Consider the following 16,288-nt stretch of genomic DNA (forward strand, 5'->3'; position numbering starts at 1 on the left):
CCGGGCGCGTCGCCGGCCGCGTGCGAGCGCGGGCGGCCGAGCAGGGCGACCGGACGTGTCTACGCGCGGGCGCGCCCCGCGTCGGCCGGGAGGCGGCACGAATCTCGCGAACGACGCCGGTTCCGCGTGCGGGAGGTTACCGCCGCGTGCCGTCGCGCCGGGTCAGATGCCGTCGCCGAGGATCTCGAGGGCCCGTGCCAGGTCGTCCGGGTAGGGCGACTCGAACTCGACCCACTCCCCCGTTCCGGGATGCGTGAAGGCCAGTCGGTGTGCGTGCAGCCACTGACGTGTGAGCCCCAGGCGGGCCGAGAGCGTCGGGTCGGCGCCGTACAGCGGGTCGCCGGCGCACGGGTGCCGGTGGGCGGCCATGTGCACGCGGATCTGGTGCGTGCGTCCGGTCTCGAGATGGATCTCGAGGAGCGAGGCGCGCGGGAAGGCCTCGAGCGTCTCGTAGTGCGTGACCGAGTCCTTGCCGTCGGGGGTCACGGCGAATTTCCACGAGTGGTGCGGGTGACGACCGATGGGCGCGTCGATGGTTCCGGCCAGAGGATCGGGATGCCCCTGGACGACGGCGTGGTAGATCTTGTCGACCTCGCGCTCCTTGAACGCGCTCTTCAGCAGCGTGTAGGCGCGCTCGGTCTTGGCCACGACCATGAGACCGCTCGTGCCGGCATCGAGACGGTGGACGACCCCCCGCCGCTCGGGCGGGCCGCTCGTGGCGATGCGGAAGCCCGCCGCGGCGAGGGCCCCGAGCACGGTGGGCCCTTCCCATCCGAGGGAGGGGTGGGCCGCCACGCCGGCCGGTTTGTCGACCACGACGATGTCGTCGTCGTCGTGCACGATGCCGAGGTCGGGGACGGCGACCGGCACGATCTCGGGATCGCGCCTGGGCTCCCACTCCACACTCAGCCACGAGCCGGCGCGGAGGCGGTCGGAGCGTCCGGCCGTCCGGCCGTCGACGCTCACGCCCCCGGCGTCGGCGACCTCGGCGGCGAAGGTGCGGGAGAATCCCAGCATCTTGGCGAGAGCCTGGTCGATGCGCGTTCCGTCGAGCCCGTCGGGGACGGGGAGGCTGCGAGACTCCATGTCAGCGCGCGCCGGGGCCGGACGGGGCGTCGACGTCCCCGGCGGCCGCCGCGTCGGCGGCGCGCGACGCGCGCGTCTCACGCGTGCCGTCGAGGCGGAGCCCGAACAGCACGAGGATCGCGACGGAGATCATCATCGACACGATGAAGACATCGGCGACGTTGTAGATCGCCGGCATCATCCAGGGCGTCGAGATGAAGTCGACGACGTGTCCGACCGGGAAGCCCGGCTCGCGGAGCAGGCGGTCGGTGAGATTGCCCAGCACCCCGCCGAGCAGTAGGCCGAGGACGACGGCCCACAGGCGCGAGCGCACGCGGCGGAGGGCGAGGAAGACGATGACAGCCGCGACGACCGCGAGAGCGATCGTGAACAGCCAGGTGACCCCTTCGCCGAGCGAGAACGCGGCGCCGGGGTTTCGGACGAGATAGAACTGCAGGGCGTCACCGAGCACCGGGACGACGCGCTCCGGAGGGAGGTTGTCGATGGCGACGGTCTTCGCCAACTGGTCGGCGGCCAGCACCACCACCGCGAGGATCGCGATGACGATGCCGGCCGCCGCCGGTCGCAGAGGAGGTCGACTGCGCAAAGAGTCTGTCGACTTACAGGCCGATCGCCGACACGGGCGTGGAGCCCGACGACGACGCGCTGGTGTCGAGGTCGCGGAGCTGACCCTCGATGTACGAACGCAGCTGCGAGCGGTAGTCGCGCTCGAAGTTGCGGAGCTCGGTGATACGGCCCTCGAGCGTCACGCGCTCCTTCTCGAGACGAGCGCGCTCCTCGCGGCCCTTCTGCTCGGCCTCGGCGACGATGGATGCCGCCTGCGCCTGCGCCTCGCCGATGAGCTGGTCGCGCTGGGCCTTGCCCTCGGCGACGTGCTCGTCGTGCAGACGCTGCGCGAGCTCGATGATGCCGGCGCTCTGCGCGGCCGGCTCGGCATCGGAGGTCACCGGGGCGGCGGGGGCCGGAGCGGGGGTCTCGACCGGAGCGGGCTCCTCGGCCTTGGGCTCCTCGGCGACGGGAGCGGCGACCGTGGCCGGAGCGGCCTCGCCGGACTCGAACGCGGCGAGCTTGGCCTTCAGCTCCTCGTTCTCGGCGATGGTCTTGCGCCACTCGACGACGATCTCGTCGAGGAAGTCGTCGACCTCGTCGGGGTCGAAGCCCTCCTTGAAGCGCACGTGCTGGAACTGCTTGGTGACGACGTCATCGGGGGTCAGTGCCATGGTGTTTCCTCTTTCGAGAGCTCTGATTCGGAACTGTTGGGGGTGTCGCACCGGGGCGTACCGCTTCGGAACAGCATAGCCGCCGCCCTCCGTCAGTGTCGAAGGGCACTGTCGAGAGGACGGCGGCGGGAGGTCACACGGCCGCGAGGGACCGCGTCACGCTCAGCAGCATGAAGCAGACGAACATGACGATCGCGAATCCGAAATCGATCGCGATCCCCCCGATGCGCAGGGGTGGGATGATGCGGCGGACCAGCTTGATGGGCGGATCCGTCACGGTGTAGACGATCTCAGCCAACACGAGGGTGGCACCGCGCGGACGCCACTCCCGGTTGAACATCGGGATGTACTCGAGCACGAGGCGCGCGAGCAGCAGCACGATGTAGATGAACAGCAGCGCGCTGAGGATGGAGCCGACCAGGCTCAGGACGGCCACGATCGCTTACTGGGACGCGAACGGCGCAGCCTCGGGGTCGGCCTGCGCGATCGCACCGTCGCCGGAGACGGCGATGTTCTCGGGCGAGAGCAGGAAGACCTTGCTCGTCACCCGCTCGATGCGACCGTACAGCCCGAGCGAGAGTCCGCTCGCGAAGTCGATCAGGCGACGCGCGTCGGCGTCGCTCATCTGCGACAGGTTGATGATGACCGGGATGCCCTCGCGGAAGTTCTCCGCGATCGTCTGGGCGTCGCGGTACTGCTTGGGGTGCACCGTCAGGATTTCGCTGACGGGACCGGCCGAGGGCTGACGCACCACGGCGGGGCGGTGCAGCGGGGTCACCGGCGCGGCCTTCTCGACGGGAGCGGCGGCGGGTGCCGTCTGCTTGCGCGCGATGGGCTGCGGCGCCGTCTCCTCGTAGGTCTCTTCCTCATCGGCGAGGCCCAGGTACACCATCGTCTTCTTCAGCGGGTTCGACATCGCATCCTCCGTTCGATCGTCTGGTCCGAGGCTAGTCGCGCACGGGCCTCGGGCCCGTGATTGCCGAGCCGATCCGCAGGTGTGTCGCGCCCATCGCGATCGCTTCCGGGAAATCGCCCGTCATCCCTGCCGAGATCCACGCGGCATCCGAGACGACGGTACGGACCGCGTCGGCCGACCGACGGAGCCGCTCGAAAGCGCGCGCGGGCTCCTCGTCGAGCGGAGCGACCGCCATGACCCCGCGCAGACGCAGGCTCGGCAGACCGGCCACGTGCGTCGCCAGCGCCTCCACCCCGGCGGGGGCGACCCCTCCCCGGCCGGTGTCGTCGGTGAGGTTCACCTGCAACAGCACGTCGAGCGGCGCGTCGCCGCCGGCCGCATCGAGCGCGTCGGCGATGCGGTCGCGATCGACCGAGTGCACGGCATCCGCCGCCGCCCGGACGGCGCGGGCCTTGTTCGTCTGCGCCTGCCCGATGAAGTGCCAGGTCAGATCGGGGATGCCGGACAGCTCCGCGCGCTTCGCGGTGAGCTCCTGCTGCCGGTTCTCGCCCACATCGCGCACCCCCAGGTCGTACAGGTCGACGACGAGGGATGCCGGGTGGAACTTCGTCACCACGATGCGGGTGATGCCGGCGGGATCGCGGTTCGCGGCCCGGGCTGCGTCGTGGATGCGCGCATCGACGGCGGCGAGCCGGTCGGCGAGGGCGGTGTCCATGGTGCTCCTTCGACGACGCGAGCGGGCCCGGTGGGGACCGGACCCGCTCGCGTTCGGGGACTGTCTCTTACTTCAGGAAGTCGGGCACGTCGAGGTCGTCGTCGGCGTAGCCGTTGTCGTAGGAGGTCTCGGGCACGCGCGCGGTCACCGGCGCGGGCTCCGGGCGACGCTCGGGAGCGCGCTCCGTGGCGGCCTTCTGCTCTTCGGCGGCGTCGAGGTCGCGGGCGACGTCGTCGGCGGGGATCACCGGGACGACGGGCGCCGAGGCCGGTCGCTGCGCGCCGACGGCGTCGATGCGCAGGGAGGGCTCTCCCCCGTCGAAGCCGGCCGCGATCACCGTGACGCGCACCTCGTCGCCGAGGGTGTCGTCGATGACTGTACCGAAGATGATGTTGGCCTCGGGGTGCGCGGCCTCCTTCACCAGTTGCGCGGCGTCGTTGATCTCGAAGATGCCGAGGTTCGATCCGCCCTGGATCGACAACAGCACGCCGTGGGCGCCTTCGATAGATGCCTCCAGCAGCGGCGATTCCACCGCGAGCTCGGCGGCCTTGATCGCCCTGTCGGCTCCCCTCGACGAGCCGATGCCCATGAGCGCGGAGCCGGCCCCCTGCATCACCGACTTGACGTCGGCGAAGTCGAGGTTGATGAGACCCGGGGTCGTGATGAGGTCGGTGATGCCCTGCACACCGGCGAGGAGCACCTGGTCGGCCGTGGCGAAGGCCTCGATCATCGAGATGCCGCGGTCGCTGATCTCGAGGAGACGGTCGTTGGGGACGACGATGAGGGTGTCGACCTCTTCCTTCAGGCGCTGAACACCGCCCTCGGCCTGGCTCTGGCGACGGCGACCCTCGAAGGAGAAGGGCTTCGTGACGACACCGATGGTCAGGGCGCCGATCGACTTCGCGATCTTGGCGACGACCGGGGCACCGCCGGTACCCGTTCCGCCACCCTCGCCCGCCGTGACGAAGACCATGTCGGCGCCGCGCAGGGCCTCTTCGATCTCTTCGGCGTGATCCTCGGCGGCGCGACGGCCGACCTCGGGATCCGCTCCCGCGCCCAGACCGCGCGTCAGCTCGCGGCCGACGTCGAGCTTGACGTCGGCGTCGCTCATGAGCAGCGCCTGTGCGTCGGTGTTGATCGCGATGAACTCCACGCCGCGCAGGCCGAGCTCGATCATGCGGTTGACGGCGTTGACGCCGCCCCCGCCCACACCGACGACCTTGATCACGGCGAGGTAGTTCTGGTTGTGGCTCATGCCGGCCTCCGTTTGTCCCCGAACCCGAAACTCTAAACCTCATGTTGAGGGTTAAAGAATTGCCCGGTATGCAATTCCTTAGCTCGAAGGTAGGTCGCGCCGGGGGCACCGTCGGGCCGACACGCGGCGTGTTCCGTTATCGCGTCGAATATCAGCGGACGACGCCGGCCTCGGGCGAGGTGACGTCGTACTCCTTGGCACGGTCGGGCGGACTCTGCGTCATCAGACGATCGAGCACGATCGCCTTCTCGGCAGACCGGTCGGCGCTCCCCCACACCACGCGCGACCCCGTCGCGCCGAGCGTGAGCGTGACGTCATCGGGGGTGGATGCCGAGACGCCGGTGACCTGTGCGCGCACGGCGTCCGGGAGCGCGCGCATGACGCGGCCGGCCGCGTGGAACGCCGCCGACCCGGTGCCGCCGCTGATCTCGAGCAGGGGCTGACCCCCCGGCGCGTCGGGGGTGGTCGACAGCGCCACGCCCGCGGCATCCACCACGGTGAAGCCGGCCGGGGTCTGCAGGGCGCCGATCGGCGTCCGCTCGACGACGTTGACGACGAGGTCGTGCGGCGGTCGCGCTTCGAGCGTGTACGACTCCACGAGCGGGAAGCGCACGAGGGCGGCCTTCACCGCACTGTCGTCGACCATCGCCAGCGGCGTTCCGACCTGGGCGTTCAGAGCCTCGGCGACCGTGGCGGCGTCGAGCTGCGAGGTTCCGACGACGTCGATGCGTTCGACGGCGAACAGCGGGCTGTAGGCCGCCCCGGCGGTGCCGAGCACCATCACGAGGAAGGCCGCGCCCACGCCGATCCAGACGCGGCGACGACGACGCTGCCGGACGGTGAAGCGTTTGACCTCGGCCGCCAGGGCGCGACGCCGGGCCCGCGAGGCCCGCCACACGTCGCGCAGGCTCGTGCCCTCGGCATCCGTCGCCGCTTCCTCGCGCGCGGACGTGCGGCCCGCATCCGGGATGTCGGCGGGGCGCACGAGCGGCAGTACCGGAGCGGTCTCGGTCGCGGGATCGGGATGCCGGGACTCCGGCGCGCGTTCCCCGACGACGGTCGACGGCGCACGGCGGTCGTCGCGATCCCCCTCGACCGGTTCCCGCGGGGCCCCGTCGTGGTTCCGGGCCGTGGCCGCGGCGCGCTCGGACTCCGGGGGCGGAGGCAGGGGCGAGGGCCGACGCACGCTCAGACCGCCGGTGCCGTCGTGGTCGTGCGCGACAGGGCGTCGAGCACCTGCGGGATGATCTGGTAGACGTTGCCGCAGCCGAGAGTGATGACGTAGTCGCCGGGCCGGGCGATCTCGGCGGTGTAGTCGGCGGCGGCCTGCCAGTCGGGCACGTAGTGCACGTGCGCGGGGTCGGCGAACGCTCCGCTGACGAGCTCCCCGGTCACCCCGGGTACGGGGTCCTCGCGCGCGCCGTACACGTCGAGCATGACCGTGTGGTCGGCGTGCGACTCCAGCACCTCGGCAAACTCGCGGAACATCTCCTGCGTGCGCGAGTACGTGTGCGGCTGCTGGATCGCGATCAGGCGTCCCTCCCCCACGACCGTGCGCGCGGCCGACAGCGCGGCCGCCACCTCGGTCGGGTGGTGGGCGTAATCGTCGTAGACGCTGACGCCGCGCTCGACGCCGTGGAGCTCGAAGCGGCGGACCGTGCCACCGAAGGCTTCGACCGCGCGCGCCGCGTCGGCGAGGGGGTGACCCAGCACGCGCAGCACGGCCACGGCGCCCGCGGCGTTCACGGCGTTGTGGGCGCCGGGGACGCGCAGGCGCACCTCAACGCTCTCGTCGCCGGCGGCCAGCGTGAAGGCGACGGGACCGTCCGTCCGGATGCCGCTGAGCCGTACGTCGGCGCTCTCGTCCTCGCCGAAGGTGACGACGTTCGCGTGCGTGATGCGCTCGCGGACGGCGCGCGCTCCGGGGTCGTCGGCCGAGATCACCACCGCCTCGCTCGCGGCATCCGCGAAACGGGCGAATGCGGCGTCGAAGGCGTCGCGCGAACCGTAGTGGTCGAGGTGGTCGGGATCGACGTTGGTGATGAGGGCGACGGAGGTGTCGTAGAGCTCGAACGTCCCGTCGGACTCGTCGGCCTCGATCACGACGAGGTCGTCGGAGCCGGTGCCGCTCGAGGCGCCGAGATCGGCGATCACGCCGCCGTTGACGAACGTCGGGTCGAGCTCGAGGGCGCGCAGGGCGGTCACGATCATGCCGGTCGAGGTGGTCTTGCCGTGGGCCCCGGCGACCGAGACGAGACGGCGCCCCCCGATCAGCCAGTGCAGCGCCTGGGAGCGGTGGATGACGTGCAGGCCGCGCTGCTTCGCGGTGACGAACTCGGGGTTCTCCGGCCAGATCGCCCCGGTGTGCACGACCGTGTCGGCGTCGCCGAGGTGCGCGGCGTCGTGACCGACGTGGACGGTGGCGCCGCGGGCGGCGAGGTCGCGCAGGGCGGCGCTGTCGGCCCGGTCGGAGCCGGAGACCCGGATGCCGCGGTCGAGGAACATGCGGGCGAGGCCGGACATGCCCGATCCCCCCACGCCGATGAAGTGCGCGGAGGTGATCGTCTCGGGGATGGGGAGGCTCAGGTCGGGTCTGATCATGGCGCTTGCGAGTTTACGTCGCCCTCCCTGCGCAACGGCCTCGCCGCGCTGGCGCGGACCCCGCTTCCGCACGGCCGGGGCGCCGTTGCCGCGGGGAGGAATGCCTCGGACGAGCGGCATCCCTCGTTCCCGTCGCGCCCGGCGCGAGACGCCGGGCTCAGCGGGCCAGGGCCTCGTCGATCATGGCGATGACGTTCTCGGTTCCCGTGCGGATACCGGTGCGCGCGGCCGCGTCGCGCATGGCGGTGCGCCGCGCGTCGTCGGCGAGCAGCGGCACGACCTCGGCGCGCACCCGGTCGGGGGTGAATTCCGCGTCGGGGATGAGCAGCGCCGCCCCGGCGCGCACGGACGCGGCGGCGTTGAGGCTCTGCTCGCCGTTGCCGACCGCGTAGGGCACGTAGACGGCGGGGATGCCGAGCGCGTTGATCTCGCTCACGGTCGCCGCACCCGAGCGCGACACGACGAGATCGGCGAGGGCGAACGCGAGATCCATGCGGTCGACGTACCGGACCACGGCGTAGCCCTCGGCACCCGGGTCGGCAAGGTCGGAGTTCTGTCCGGTGACGTGGAGCAGCTGCCACCCGGCGTCGAGCACATCGCGCCACGCGCCCTCGAACGCGGTGTTCAGCCGCAGCGCGCCGAGGGAGCCGCCGAAGACCAGCAGCGTCGGGCGGTCGGCGTCGAGGCCGAAGTGGGCGGCCGCCTCCGCGCGGAGGGCGGGAGCGTCGAGCTCGACGACCTCGCGACGCAGCGGCATCCCGACCTCGCGCGCCCCGCGGAGCGGCGTGCCGGCGAAGGCGACGCCCACTCCCGCCGCCGCACGGGCGCCCAGGACGTTGGCGAGTCCCGGCTTGGCGTTGGCTTCGTGCACGACGAAGGGCACCCGCTCGCGGCGCGCGGCGATGTACGCGGGCGCGGCCGCGTAGCCGCCGAAGCCGACGACCGCGTCGACGCCGCGCTGGCGGATCATGCGGCGCACGTCGGCGACCGCGCGAAGGAAGCGGGCGGGGAAGACCGCGGCAGCGCGGTCGGGCCGCCGTGGGAAGGGGACCTTCGCGATGGTAAGCAGCTCGTACCCGCGCAACGGGACCAGGCGCGACTCGAGGCCCTCGCGGGTTCCGAGCACGAGCACGTCCGAGGCGGCGTCGCGCGCGCGCAGACCGTCGGCGACCGCGAGGAGGGGGTTCACGTGCCCGGCGGTACCGCCGCCGGCGAGGAGGTAAGTCGTCACCGTACGACCCTAGCCAGGTCGGGGGCACCGCTTCGCCGCGACCCCTCGGGCCGGGTACCGACGGGGCCGGATCCTCGACGTGTCGTCGTGTGCCCCTCAGCCGCGGCGACCGGAACGTCGCGCGGGGGCGGCGCGGCGGTTCGAACGGGACTCCGCGACCTCGCGGTGGTCGGGGAGCGTGCGCGCGCACGACAGCAGCACACCGCACGCGATGAGCACCGACAGCAGAGACGTGCCACCCTGCGACATGAACGGCAGCGGGACGCCCAGCACCGGGAAGATGCGCAGCACCACGCCGATGTTCACCAGCGCCTGACCGACGATCCAGAGGGTGATCGCGCCGGCGACGATGCGCACGAAGCTGTCGTCGGTCCGTCGGATGATGCGGAAGGCGCCGACGGCGAAGACCGCGAACAGCACGAGCACCACGATGCAGCCGACGAGACCCAGCTCTTCGCCGATGATGGCGAAGATGTAGTCGTTGGCGGCCGCCGGGAGCCAGTCGTACTTCTCCTTCGAGTTGCCCAGACCGAGTCCCAGAAGACCCCCGCTGGCGAGCCCCCAGATCCCGTGCAGCGACTGATAGCACGAGGTGTAGTAGCAGGAGGCGTCGTCGGGGTTGAACAGGCTCATGATGCGGGCCATGCGGTTCTCGCTACCGACGGCCGACAGCAGCACCACCGCGATGGCCAGCACCGCCGGGACGATGAACATGCGCAGCTTGATACCGGCGAAGAACAGCGCCCCCAGCACCACGAGCACGAGGATCATCACCGTGCCGAGGTCCTTGCCGCCCAGCACGGTTCCGATCACGAGCACCGAGACGGGGACCACGGGGATGAAGACGTGCTTCCACGAGGTCAGCAGACGACGCTTGCGGTACAGCACCGCGCCCATCCACAGCGCGAGGGTCAGCTTGAGGAACTCGGCGGGCTGGAACTGGAAGCCGGCGATCTGCACCCAGTTGCGGTTGCCGTACGAGGCGATGCCGAGGCCCGGGACGTAGACGAGCAGCTGGAACATGGTCGCCAGGATCAGCGCGGGCCACGCGATCTTCTTCCAGAAGCTCATGCGCGCCCGGCTCAGCACGAACATCAGCGGGATGCCGACGACCGCGAACACGCCCTGCTTGATGACGTGGTCGAAGGGGCTCTGCCCGCCGTCGAGGGCGGAGGTGGCCGACAGGACCATCACCAGACCGAACCCCGTCAGCAGCAGGGCCGCGGAGGCGATCAACAGGAACTCGCTCGCGACCGGGCGGAACGCGCGTCCGAGGGAGACGCGCGCGATGAGACCGCTGCGCTCGGGCTGCTCGTCCGGCGTCTGCCGTGGAGGGGGTGCCGTCGTGGTCACGCGTGGTCCCCTCAGTCGGTCGGTCGAGATGCTCCGTCGTCGTGGCCGGCGATCCACGCCCGCACCGCGTCGGCGAACCGGTCGCCGCGGTCGGAGTAGGACGCGAATTGGTCGAAGGATGCCGCCGCGGGAGCCAGGAGAACCGTGTCTCCGTCCCGGGCCACACCCGCCGCCAGTTCGACGACCTGCGCCATGACGTCTTCAGTCTCGGCGTGGTCGACCTCGAACAGCGGCACCGCGGGGGCGTGTCGCGCGAACGCCGCGACGATGTCGCCGCGCTCGGTGCCGATCACGATCACGGCGCGCACGGATGCTCCGCGCGCGCGCACGAGATCGGACAGGTCCACGCCCTTGAGGAGCCCGCCGACGACCCACACGGCGCCGGGATAGGCGGCCAGCGACGAGGCCGCCGCGTGCGGGTTGGTCGCCTTGGAGTCGTCGACCCACGTCACGCCGGCGTGCGCGCCGACGACCTGGATGCGATGCGGGTCGAGACGGAAGCGTTCCAGGGTGTCGAAGATGTGCGCCGGAGTGACGCCGAGGGATCGGGCCAGGGCGGATGCCGCGAGGATGTTGGCGACCATGTGCGGCGCCGCGAGTCCCTGAGCCGCCAGGTCGGTGACGGTCGTGAGCTCGAGGGCCGAGGTCGCGCGCTCCTCGAGGAACGCCCGGTCCACCAGGATGCCGTCGACGACCCCGAGATCGCTCGGTCCCGGCACGCCGAGATCGAAGCCGATCGCACGGGCGCCCTCGACCACTTCGGCGTCTTCGACCATGCCGCGGGTGGCGAGGTCGGCCTTGTTGTACACGCAGGCCACCCGGGTGCGCGCGTAGACGCCGGCCTTGGCGTCGCGGTACGCGTCGGCGCCGCCGTGCCATTCGAGATGGTCGTCGGCGAGATTGAGGCACACCGCCGCGTGGGGCGAGAGCGCATCGGGGCCGGTCTGGAGGTTGAGGTACCAGAGCTGGTGACTGGAGAGCTCGACCACGAGCGCGTCGAAGCCGCCGGGGTCGCGCACGGCATCGAGCACCGGGGTGCCGATGTTGCCCACGGGAGCGGCGCGCAGACCCGCCGTGACCAGCATCTCGGCGGTCAGCCGCGTGGTGGTGGTCTTGCCGTTCGTGCCGGTGATGAGCACCCAGTCGGCCGGTCGCCCGTCGGCGCGGACGACCTTGTCGCGCACGCGCCACGCCAGCTCCACGTCGCCCCACAGGGCGATGCCCTGTTCCTGCGTCCAACGGATCAGGGGGTGGTGCGGCGGGAAGCCCGGGGAGGCGATGACCACCTCGGGCGCGAAGGCGCTCAGCTCGGCCGGGACCGCGTCGAGCGGCCCCTCGTGCAGGCGCACGCCCAGGACCGGCAGGAGGCGGCCGTACTCGGCATCCGCCCGTTCGGTCACCACGAGCACCTCGGCGCCCAACTCGGAGAGGGTGTCGGCGACCGAGAACCCCGTTACCGACAGGCCGAGCACGGCAACGCGCAGGCCCTTCCAGTCGGCGTGCCAGCTGGTGAGGGAGGAGAGGTCGGTCATACGCGTGCGAGCCATTCGACGTAGAAGAATCCGATGCCCGAGACGGCGAGGAGGCCGGCGATGATCCACATGCGCACGACGATGGTGACCTCGGGCCACCCCCGCATCTCGAGGTGATGGTGCAAGGGGCTCATGAGGAAGAGCCTCTTGCCCTTGGTGATCTTGAAGTAGGCCCGCTGGAGGATCACCGAGCCCGACGCGATCACGTAGACGCCCGCGATGAGCACGAGCAGCAGCTCGGTGCGGGTGAAGATCGCCAGCGCCGCGATGACGCCGCCGATGGCCATCGAGCCGCAGTCGCCCATGAAGACCTTGGCCTTCGGGGCGTTCCACCACAGGAATCCGACGAGCGCCCCCACGAAGGAGGCCGACACGATCGCGAGGTCGAACGGGTCGCGCACGGCGTAGCATCCGGCCTGCACGGTCGGATCGAGCACGTCGGCGCACATCTGCTTGTTCTGCCAGAAGGCCATGAGGCTGTACGCGCCGACGACGAAGATGCCCGAGCCCGCCGCGAGACCGTCGAGTCCATCGGCGACGTTGACCGAGTTGGATGCCGCGGTGCCGATGAGCGAGATCCACGCGAGGTACAGCAGCCAGCCGAGGACCGGGCCCAGCGCGAACAGCGAGAGCACCTGGATGTCGCGGAAAACGGAGATGTACTCGGACGCGGCCGTCTGACCGAACGTGTTCGGGAAGTTCAGCGCGACGATCGCGAAGGGCACCACGACCAGCACCTGGCCGAGGATCTTGCGCCACCCCGACAGGCCGAGGCTGTTCTGGTGGCGCACCTTCATGTAGTCGTCGATGAAGCCCACGACGCCGAAACCGAGCATGAGCCACAGCACGAGGAGCCCGGAGACGGTGGGCGGGTTGTTGCCGGCGTAGGAGCCGATGAAGTAGCCCACGATCGTGCCGGAGATGAAGATCGTGCCACCCATGGTGGGCGTGCCGCGTTTGGCCCCGTGCGAGGGGTTGTGCACGTTCTCCGGCGTGCGGATGACCTGCCCCCAGCCCCACTTGCGGAACCACCGCAGGAACACCGGGGTGAGGAAGAGGGTGAAGGCGAGCGAGATCGCCGCCGACGTCAGAAGTGATCTCACGCGAACAGCTCCCCGAGTCGATCGCCGAGGTGGCGCAGCCCCGCCGAGTTGGACGACTTCACCAGGACGCGGTCGCCGTCGCGCAGCTCGGTCGAGAGGTAGTCGTACGCGGCGTCGGCGTCGGTGAAGAAGACGGCCTCGCCGTCCCACGACCCCTGCGCGATCGCCTCGAGGTACATGCGGCGCGCCTCGGGACCGATGACGACGATCCGCTGGATGCGCAGGCGCACCGCGAGCAGACCGACCCGGTCGTGCTCCTCGTCGGCGTACTCCCCCAGCTCGCTCATCGCGCCGAGGACGGCGACGGTGCGTTCGTCGGGGCCGGTGATCTGCGCGAGGGTGCGCAGCGCCGCGGACATCGAGTCGGGGCTGGCGTTGTAGGCGTCGTTGATGATGCGCACCCGGTCGGAGCCCATCGGCTGCATGCGCCAGCGCTCCGCGATCTCGAGCGTCTCCACGCGCGCGATCGCGTCGGCCGCCGAGACGCCGAGGGCGGTGGCGGCGGCGATCGCGGCGAGGGCGTTCATGACGTGGTGCGCGCCGAGCACCCGCAGGGTGAGGGTGTGCGCCTGTCCGTCGACCACGAGATCGGCCCGGGTGCCGGAGGCCGTGACCTCGACGTCGAGGGCGCGCACGACGGCCCGCTCGCCACGGCCGAACCACCGGACGTCCTGCCCGCGCTCGCGCGCGATCGGCTCCATCGCCGCGACGCGCGGGTCGTCGGCGTTGAGCACGGCGAGCCCGCCCTCCCGGGTGGCCGTCACGAGCTCGCTCTTGGCGTGGAACGTCGACTCGATGCCACCGAATCCGCCCGCGTGGGCCATGCCGACCATGAGGACGACACCGATGTCGGGGGTCACCAGGCCCGCGAGCCGCGCGATCGCGCCGGGGGCGCTCGCGCCGAACTCGCTGACGAGGAAATGGGTGTCGTCCTCGACGCGCAGCATCGTCAGCGGAGCGCCGACCTCGTTGTTGAACGACGCGCGCGGTGCGACGGTGGGGCCCTCGTCCTCGAGGATGCGCGCGAGCATGTTCTTGGTCGTCGTCTTGCCGTTCGACCCGGTGATGCCCACGATCCTCAGAGCGCCGGCGGCACGGACCCGGGCGACGTTGTCGCGCGCGAGGGCGGCGAGGGCCTCGATGACGTCGTCGACGACGACCTGGCTCACCTCGTCGGCGAGCTCGCGTTCCACGATCGCCAGAGCGGCGCCCCTCTCGATCGCCGTACCGACGAAGAGGTGCCCGTCGGTCGTCTCCCCGGGCTTCGCGACGAAGACCCCGCCGGGCTCGATGAGGCGCGAATCGGTGTCGACCGGGCCCGAGACGGTCGTGTCGGGGGTGTCGTCGCGGCGGAGCACGAGACGCCCGCCGAGCACGCCGGCGAGGTGGGAGAGGCTGGTGGAGATCATTGCTGTGCGGACGCCCTTTCCGTGTCGCATTCGTTACCGAGACGAGACCGGCGTCGGCGGTGTCTCAGCCGAACTTGGGCAGTTCGGGGGTCGTGGTTCCCGACGGGATGACGCGGTAGGTCTTGAGAACCTGCGTCATCGCCTTCTGGAACGCGGGGGCGGTGGCCGCGGACGATTTTACCGTCCGCGGTTCGTCGAGGTTGACCGCGACCACGTACTGCGGGTCGTCGGCGGGGGCGAAACCGATCATCGTGGTGAAGTACGCGTCGGGCTTGTAGGCGCCGGTGTTCTCGTCGACCTTCTCGCCGGTTCCGGTCTTGATCGCGAGGCGATACCCCGGGATGGCGATCTTGCTCGCCAGCTCTCCCTGGGTGGCGACGTTCTCCAGCATGAGCCCGACCTGCTTCGCCGTCGCGGTGGAGATGACCTGCGTCCCCTCGGTGGAGGGGGTGTCGGTGACGGTGCCGTCGGCCGCGGTGCAGCCCTCCACCAGCGAGAGCGGGATCTTCACGCCGCCGTTCGCGATGGTCTGGTACGCCCCGACGAGCTGCGGAACGGTCACCGACAGCCCCTGACCGAAGGCGGTGTTGTAGAAGGTCTGCGTGTCCCAGTCCCCGACCGGGTGCAGGATGCCGGCCGACTCGCCGGGGAAGTCGATCGCGCTGAGCGAGCCCATGCCGAACTTCTGCAGGTAGTCGTAGCGCGTCTGCTTCGGGATCATCTCCGCGAACTTCGAGATGCCGACGTTCGAGGAGTCGATCAGCACCCCCGTCGGCGTGTAGGTGTTCGCGCCGTGCGAGAAGGCGTCGGACACGCGGGCGTCGCCGCCCAGCACCTCGCGCGAGGAGGCGGTGACGGTGGTCTCCGGGGTGTACGAGCCGCTGTCCAGGCCGATCGCCGTGGTGAGCGCCTTGAACGTCGACCCCGGCTCGAACGGGCTCGAGAACGCACGGCTCCCCCGGTCGTCCGCGGGGGTCGCGGTGGGGTCGTTGGGGTCGACCGAGGGGTACTCGGCGAGGGCGCGGATCTTGCCCGTCTTCGCTTCGACGACGGTGATCGTCCCGCGCAGCGACCCGGTGTTCTGCACCTGCTCCGCGATGAGCTGGCCGAGGTACCACTGCAGGTCGCGGTCGATCGTGAGCTTCAGGGTGCCGCCGTCCACGGCGGGCTGGGTGACGACCTCGGTGCCGGGCAGCACGACGCCGTCGCGGCTCTGCTGGAAGACGACCTTGCCGTTGGTGGAGGCGAGGCAGGCGTTGTCGGCGTTCTCGAGACCGGCGAGCGGTTGTCCGTCACTGCCGACGAAGCCCAGGAGGTTCCCGCCCACGGCACCGTCCGGGTAGACGCGCCCCGACTGCGGGGGGAAGCTCAGGAACGGCAGCTTGAGATCCGCGAGGGCGCGGTACTGCTCGGTCGAGACGTTCTTGGCGATCATCGCGTAGCGGGAGTCGGGGTTCTCGGCCACGGCGTCCGTGACGATCTTCTCGACCTCGGCGGCATCCTGTCCGGTGACGGCCGCGATCTGCGCGGCGAGCTCGGGCCAGCCGGTGGTGGTCCCCGAGTCGTCGTCGCTTCCGGCGTCGACGGTGGTGATGCCCTTCGCGGCGAGCATCGGGTCGACCTGCACGTCGTAGCGGTTGACCGCGGAGGCGAGCACGACGCCGTTCTCGTCGACGATCGACCCGCGGGAGGCGTACTCGACGCGCGAGTTCTCCAGCCCCATCGCGAGGGAGTCGCTCACGTGCGTCCGGGCGTTGACGACCTGGATGTCGACGAGGCGCACGACGAAGGCGACGAGCACGATCAGCACGATCGAGAGGGCGACGACGGTCCGACGCCGCGGGGACCGGGAGGTGGTGGTCGTCAT

Annotated in this window: 15 protein-coding genes; all 15 read right to left on the bottom strand. The window is 70.9% G+C overall.

Annotated elements, in window-relative coordinates; translation table 11 throughout:
* Nucleotides 1-162: 162 nt before the first annotated feature.
* The 15 genes from ACFZA2_RS00430 to ACFZA2_RS00500 all read right to left on the bottom strand — a co-directional run bounded on the left by ACFZA2_RS00430 (nt 163) and on the right by ACFZA2_RS00500 (nt 16,288).
* On the bottom strand, nt 163-1,086 hold the full coding sequence (locus ACFZA2_RS00430; protein WP_391399188.1) for an RluA family pseudouridine synthase: 924 nt from the start codon (nt 1,084-1,086) through the stop codon (nt 163-165).
* A gap of 1 nt (nt 1,087) precedes the next feature.
* A complete protein-coding gene (lspA, locus tag ACFZA2_RS00435) occupies nt 1,088-1,672 on the bottom strand; it encodes a signal peptidase II (protein ID WP_391399191.1) in 585 nt (194 codons plus the stop codon).
* A gap of 13 nt (nt 1,673-1,685) precedes the next feature.
* Nucleotides 1,686-2,306: a DivIVA domain-containing protein gene (locus tag ACFZA2_RS00440; RefSeq protein ID WP_391399194.1), complete on the bottom strand. Its 621-nt coding sequence runs from the start codon at nt 2,304-2,306 to the stop codon at nt 1,686-1,688.
* Between the two features lie 133 nt (nt 2,307-2,439).
* A complete protein-coding gene (locus ACFZA2_RS00445; protein ID WP_391399197.1) occupies nt 2,440-2,742 on the bottom strand; it encodes a YggT family protein in 303 nt (100 codons plus the stop codon).
* A 6-nt stretch (nt 2,743-2,748) separates the two neighbouring features.
* Nucleotides 2,749-3,222, bottom strand: a complete 474-nt coding sequence (locus ACFZA2_RS00450) for a cell division protein SepF (RefSeq protein ID WP_363392409.1) — start codon at nt 3,220-3,222, stop codon at nt 2,749-2,751.
* 31 nt (nt 3,223-3,253) lie between these two features.
* Nucleotides 3,254-3,937, bottom strand: coding sequence for a YggS family pyridoxal phosphate-dependent enzyme (locus ACFZA2_RS00455; protein ID WP_315992978.1), 684 nt, complete (start codon nt 3,935-3,937; stop codon nt 3,254-3,256).
* A 67-nt stretch (nt 3,938-4,004) separates the two neighbouring features.
* On the bottom strand, nt 4,005-5,192 hold the full coding sequence (ftsZ, locus tag ACFZA2_RS00460; protein WP_391399202.1) for a cell division protein FtsZ: 1,188 nt from the start codon (nt 5,190-5,192) through the stop codon (nt 4,005-4,007).
* A gap of 151 nt (nt 5,193-5,343) precedes the next feature.
* Entirely contained in the window at nt 5,344-6,378 is a 1,035-nt protein-coding gene (locus ACFZA2_RS00465; RefSeq protein WP_391399205.1) for an FtsQ-type POTRA domain-containing protein, read from the bottom strand.
* 2 nt (nt 6,379-6,380) lie between these two features.
* Nucleotides 6,381-7,793, bottom strand: coding sequence for a UDP-N-acetylmuramate--L-alanine ligase (murC, locus tag ACFZA2_RS00470; protein WP_391399208.1), 1,413 nt, complete (start codon nt 7,791-7,793; stop codon nt 6,381-6,383).
* A gap of 157 nt (nt 7,794-7,950) precedes the next feature.
* Nucleotides 7,951-9,024, bottom strand: a complete 1,074-nt coding sequence (locus ACFZA2_RS00475) for a glycosyltransferase (protein WP_391399210.1) — start codon at nt 9,022-9,024, stop codon at nt 7,951-7,953.
* Between the two features lie 96 nt (nt 9,025-9,120).
* On the bottom strand, nt 9,121-10,377 hold the full coding sequence (ftsW, locus tag ACFZA2_RS00480) for a putative lipid II flippase FtsW (RefSeq protein ID WP_391399213.1): 1,257 nt from the start codon (nt 10,375-10,377) through the stop codon (nt 9,121-9,123).
* An 11-nt stretch (nt 10,378-10,388) separates the two neighbouring features.
* Nucleotides 10,389-11,909 (bottom strand): UDP-N-acetylmuramoyl-L-alanine--D-glutamate ligase, encoded by a 1,521-nt coding sequence (gene murD / locus ACFZA2_RS00485; RefSeq protein WP_391399216.1) that lies wholly within the window; start codon nt 11,907-11,909, stop codon nt 10,389-10,391.
* Nucleotides 11,906-13,012 (bottom strand): phospho-N-acetylmuramoyl-pentapeptide-transferase, encoded by a 1,107-nt coding sequence (gene mraY / locus ACFZA2_RS00490; RefSeq protein WP_315992983.1) that lies wholly within the window; start codon nt 13,010-13,012, stop codon nt 11,906-11,908. Before mraY ends, murD begins: the two co-directional genes overlap by 4 nt.
* Nucleotides 13,009-14,421 (bottom strand): UDP-N-acetylmuramoyl-tripeptide--D-alanyl-D-alanine ligase, encoded by a 1,413-nt coding sequence (gene murF, locus ACFZA2_RS00495; protein ID WP_391399219.1) that lies wholly within the window; start codon nt 14,419-14,421, stop codon nt 13,009-13,011. The genes mraY and murF overlap by 4 nt, the downstream gene beginning before the upstream one ends.
* 64 nt (nt 14,422-14,485) lie before the next feature.
* On the bottom strand, nt 14,486-16,288 hold the full coding sequence (locus ACFZA2_RS00500; protein ID WP_391399222.1) for a peptidoglycan D,D-transpeptidase FtsI family protein: 1,803 nt from the start codon (nt 16,286-16,288) through the stop codon (nt 14,486-14,488).

The organism is Microbacterium sp. NPDC007973 (assembly GCF_042958465.1).
In the GTDB taxonomy this organism is placed as follows: domain Bacteria; phylum Actinomycetota; class Actinomycetes; order Actinomycetales; family Microbacteriaceae; genus Microbacterium; species Microbacterium galbum.

What these genes read in the sequence shown, in the direction of transcription:
- ACFZA2_RS00430 (WP_391399188.1), bottom strand. Translation starts at nt 1,086, where the DNA reads ATGGAGTCTCGCAGCCTCCCCGTCCCCGACGGGCTCGACGGAACGCGC.
- ACFZA2_RS00440 (WP_391399194.1), bottom strand. Translation starts at nt 2,306, where the DNA reads ATGGCACTGACCCCCGATGACGTCGTCACCAAGCAGTTCCAGCACGTG.
- ACFZA2_RS00450 (WP_363392409.1), bottom strand. Translation starts at nt 3,222, where the DNA reads ATGTCGAACCCGCTGAAGAAGACGATGGTGTACCTGGGCCTCGCCGAT.
- ACFZA2_RS00455 (WP_315992978.1), bottom strand. Translation starts at nt 3,937, where the DNA reads ATGGACACCGCCCTCGCCGACCGGCTCGCCGCCGTCGATGCGCGCATC.
- ftsZ (WP_391399202.1), bottom strand. Translation starts at nt 5,192, where the DNA reads ATGAGCCACAACCAGAACTACCTCGCCGTGATCAAGGTCGTCGGTGTG.
- murC (WP_391399208.1), bottom strand. Translation starts at nt 7,793, where the DNA reads ATGATCAGACCCGACCTGAGCCTCCCCATCCCCGAGACGATCACCTCC.
- murD (WP_391399216.1), bottom strand. Translation starts at nt 11,909, where the DNA reads ATGACCGACCTCTCCTCCCTCACCAGCTGGCACGCCGACTGGAAGGGC.
- murF (WP_391399219.1), bottom strand. Translation starts at nt 14,421, where the DNA reads ATGATCTCCACCAGCCTCTCCCACCTCGCCGGCGTGCTCGGCGGGCGT.
- ACFZA2_RS00500 (WP_391399222.1), bottom strand. Translation starts at nt 16,288, where the DNA reads ATGACGACCACCACCTCCCGGTCCCCGCGGCGTCGGACCGTCGTCGCC.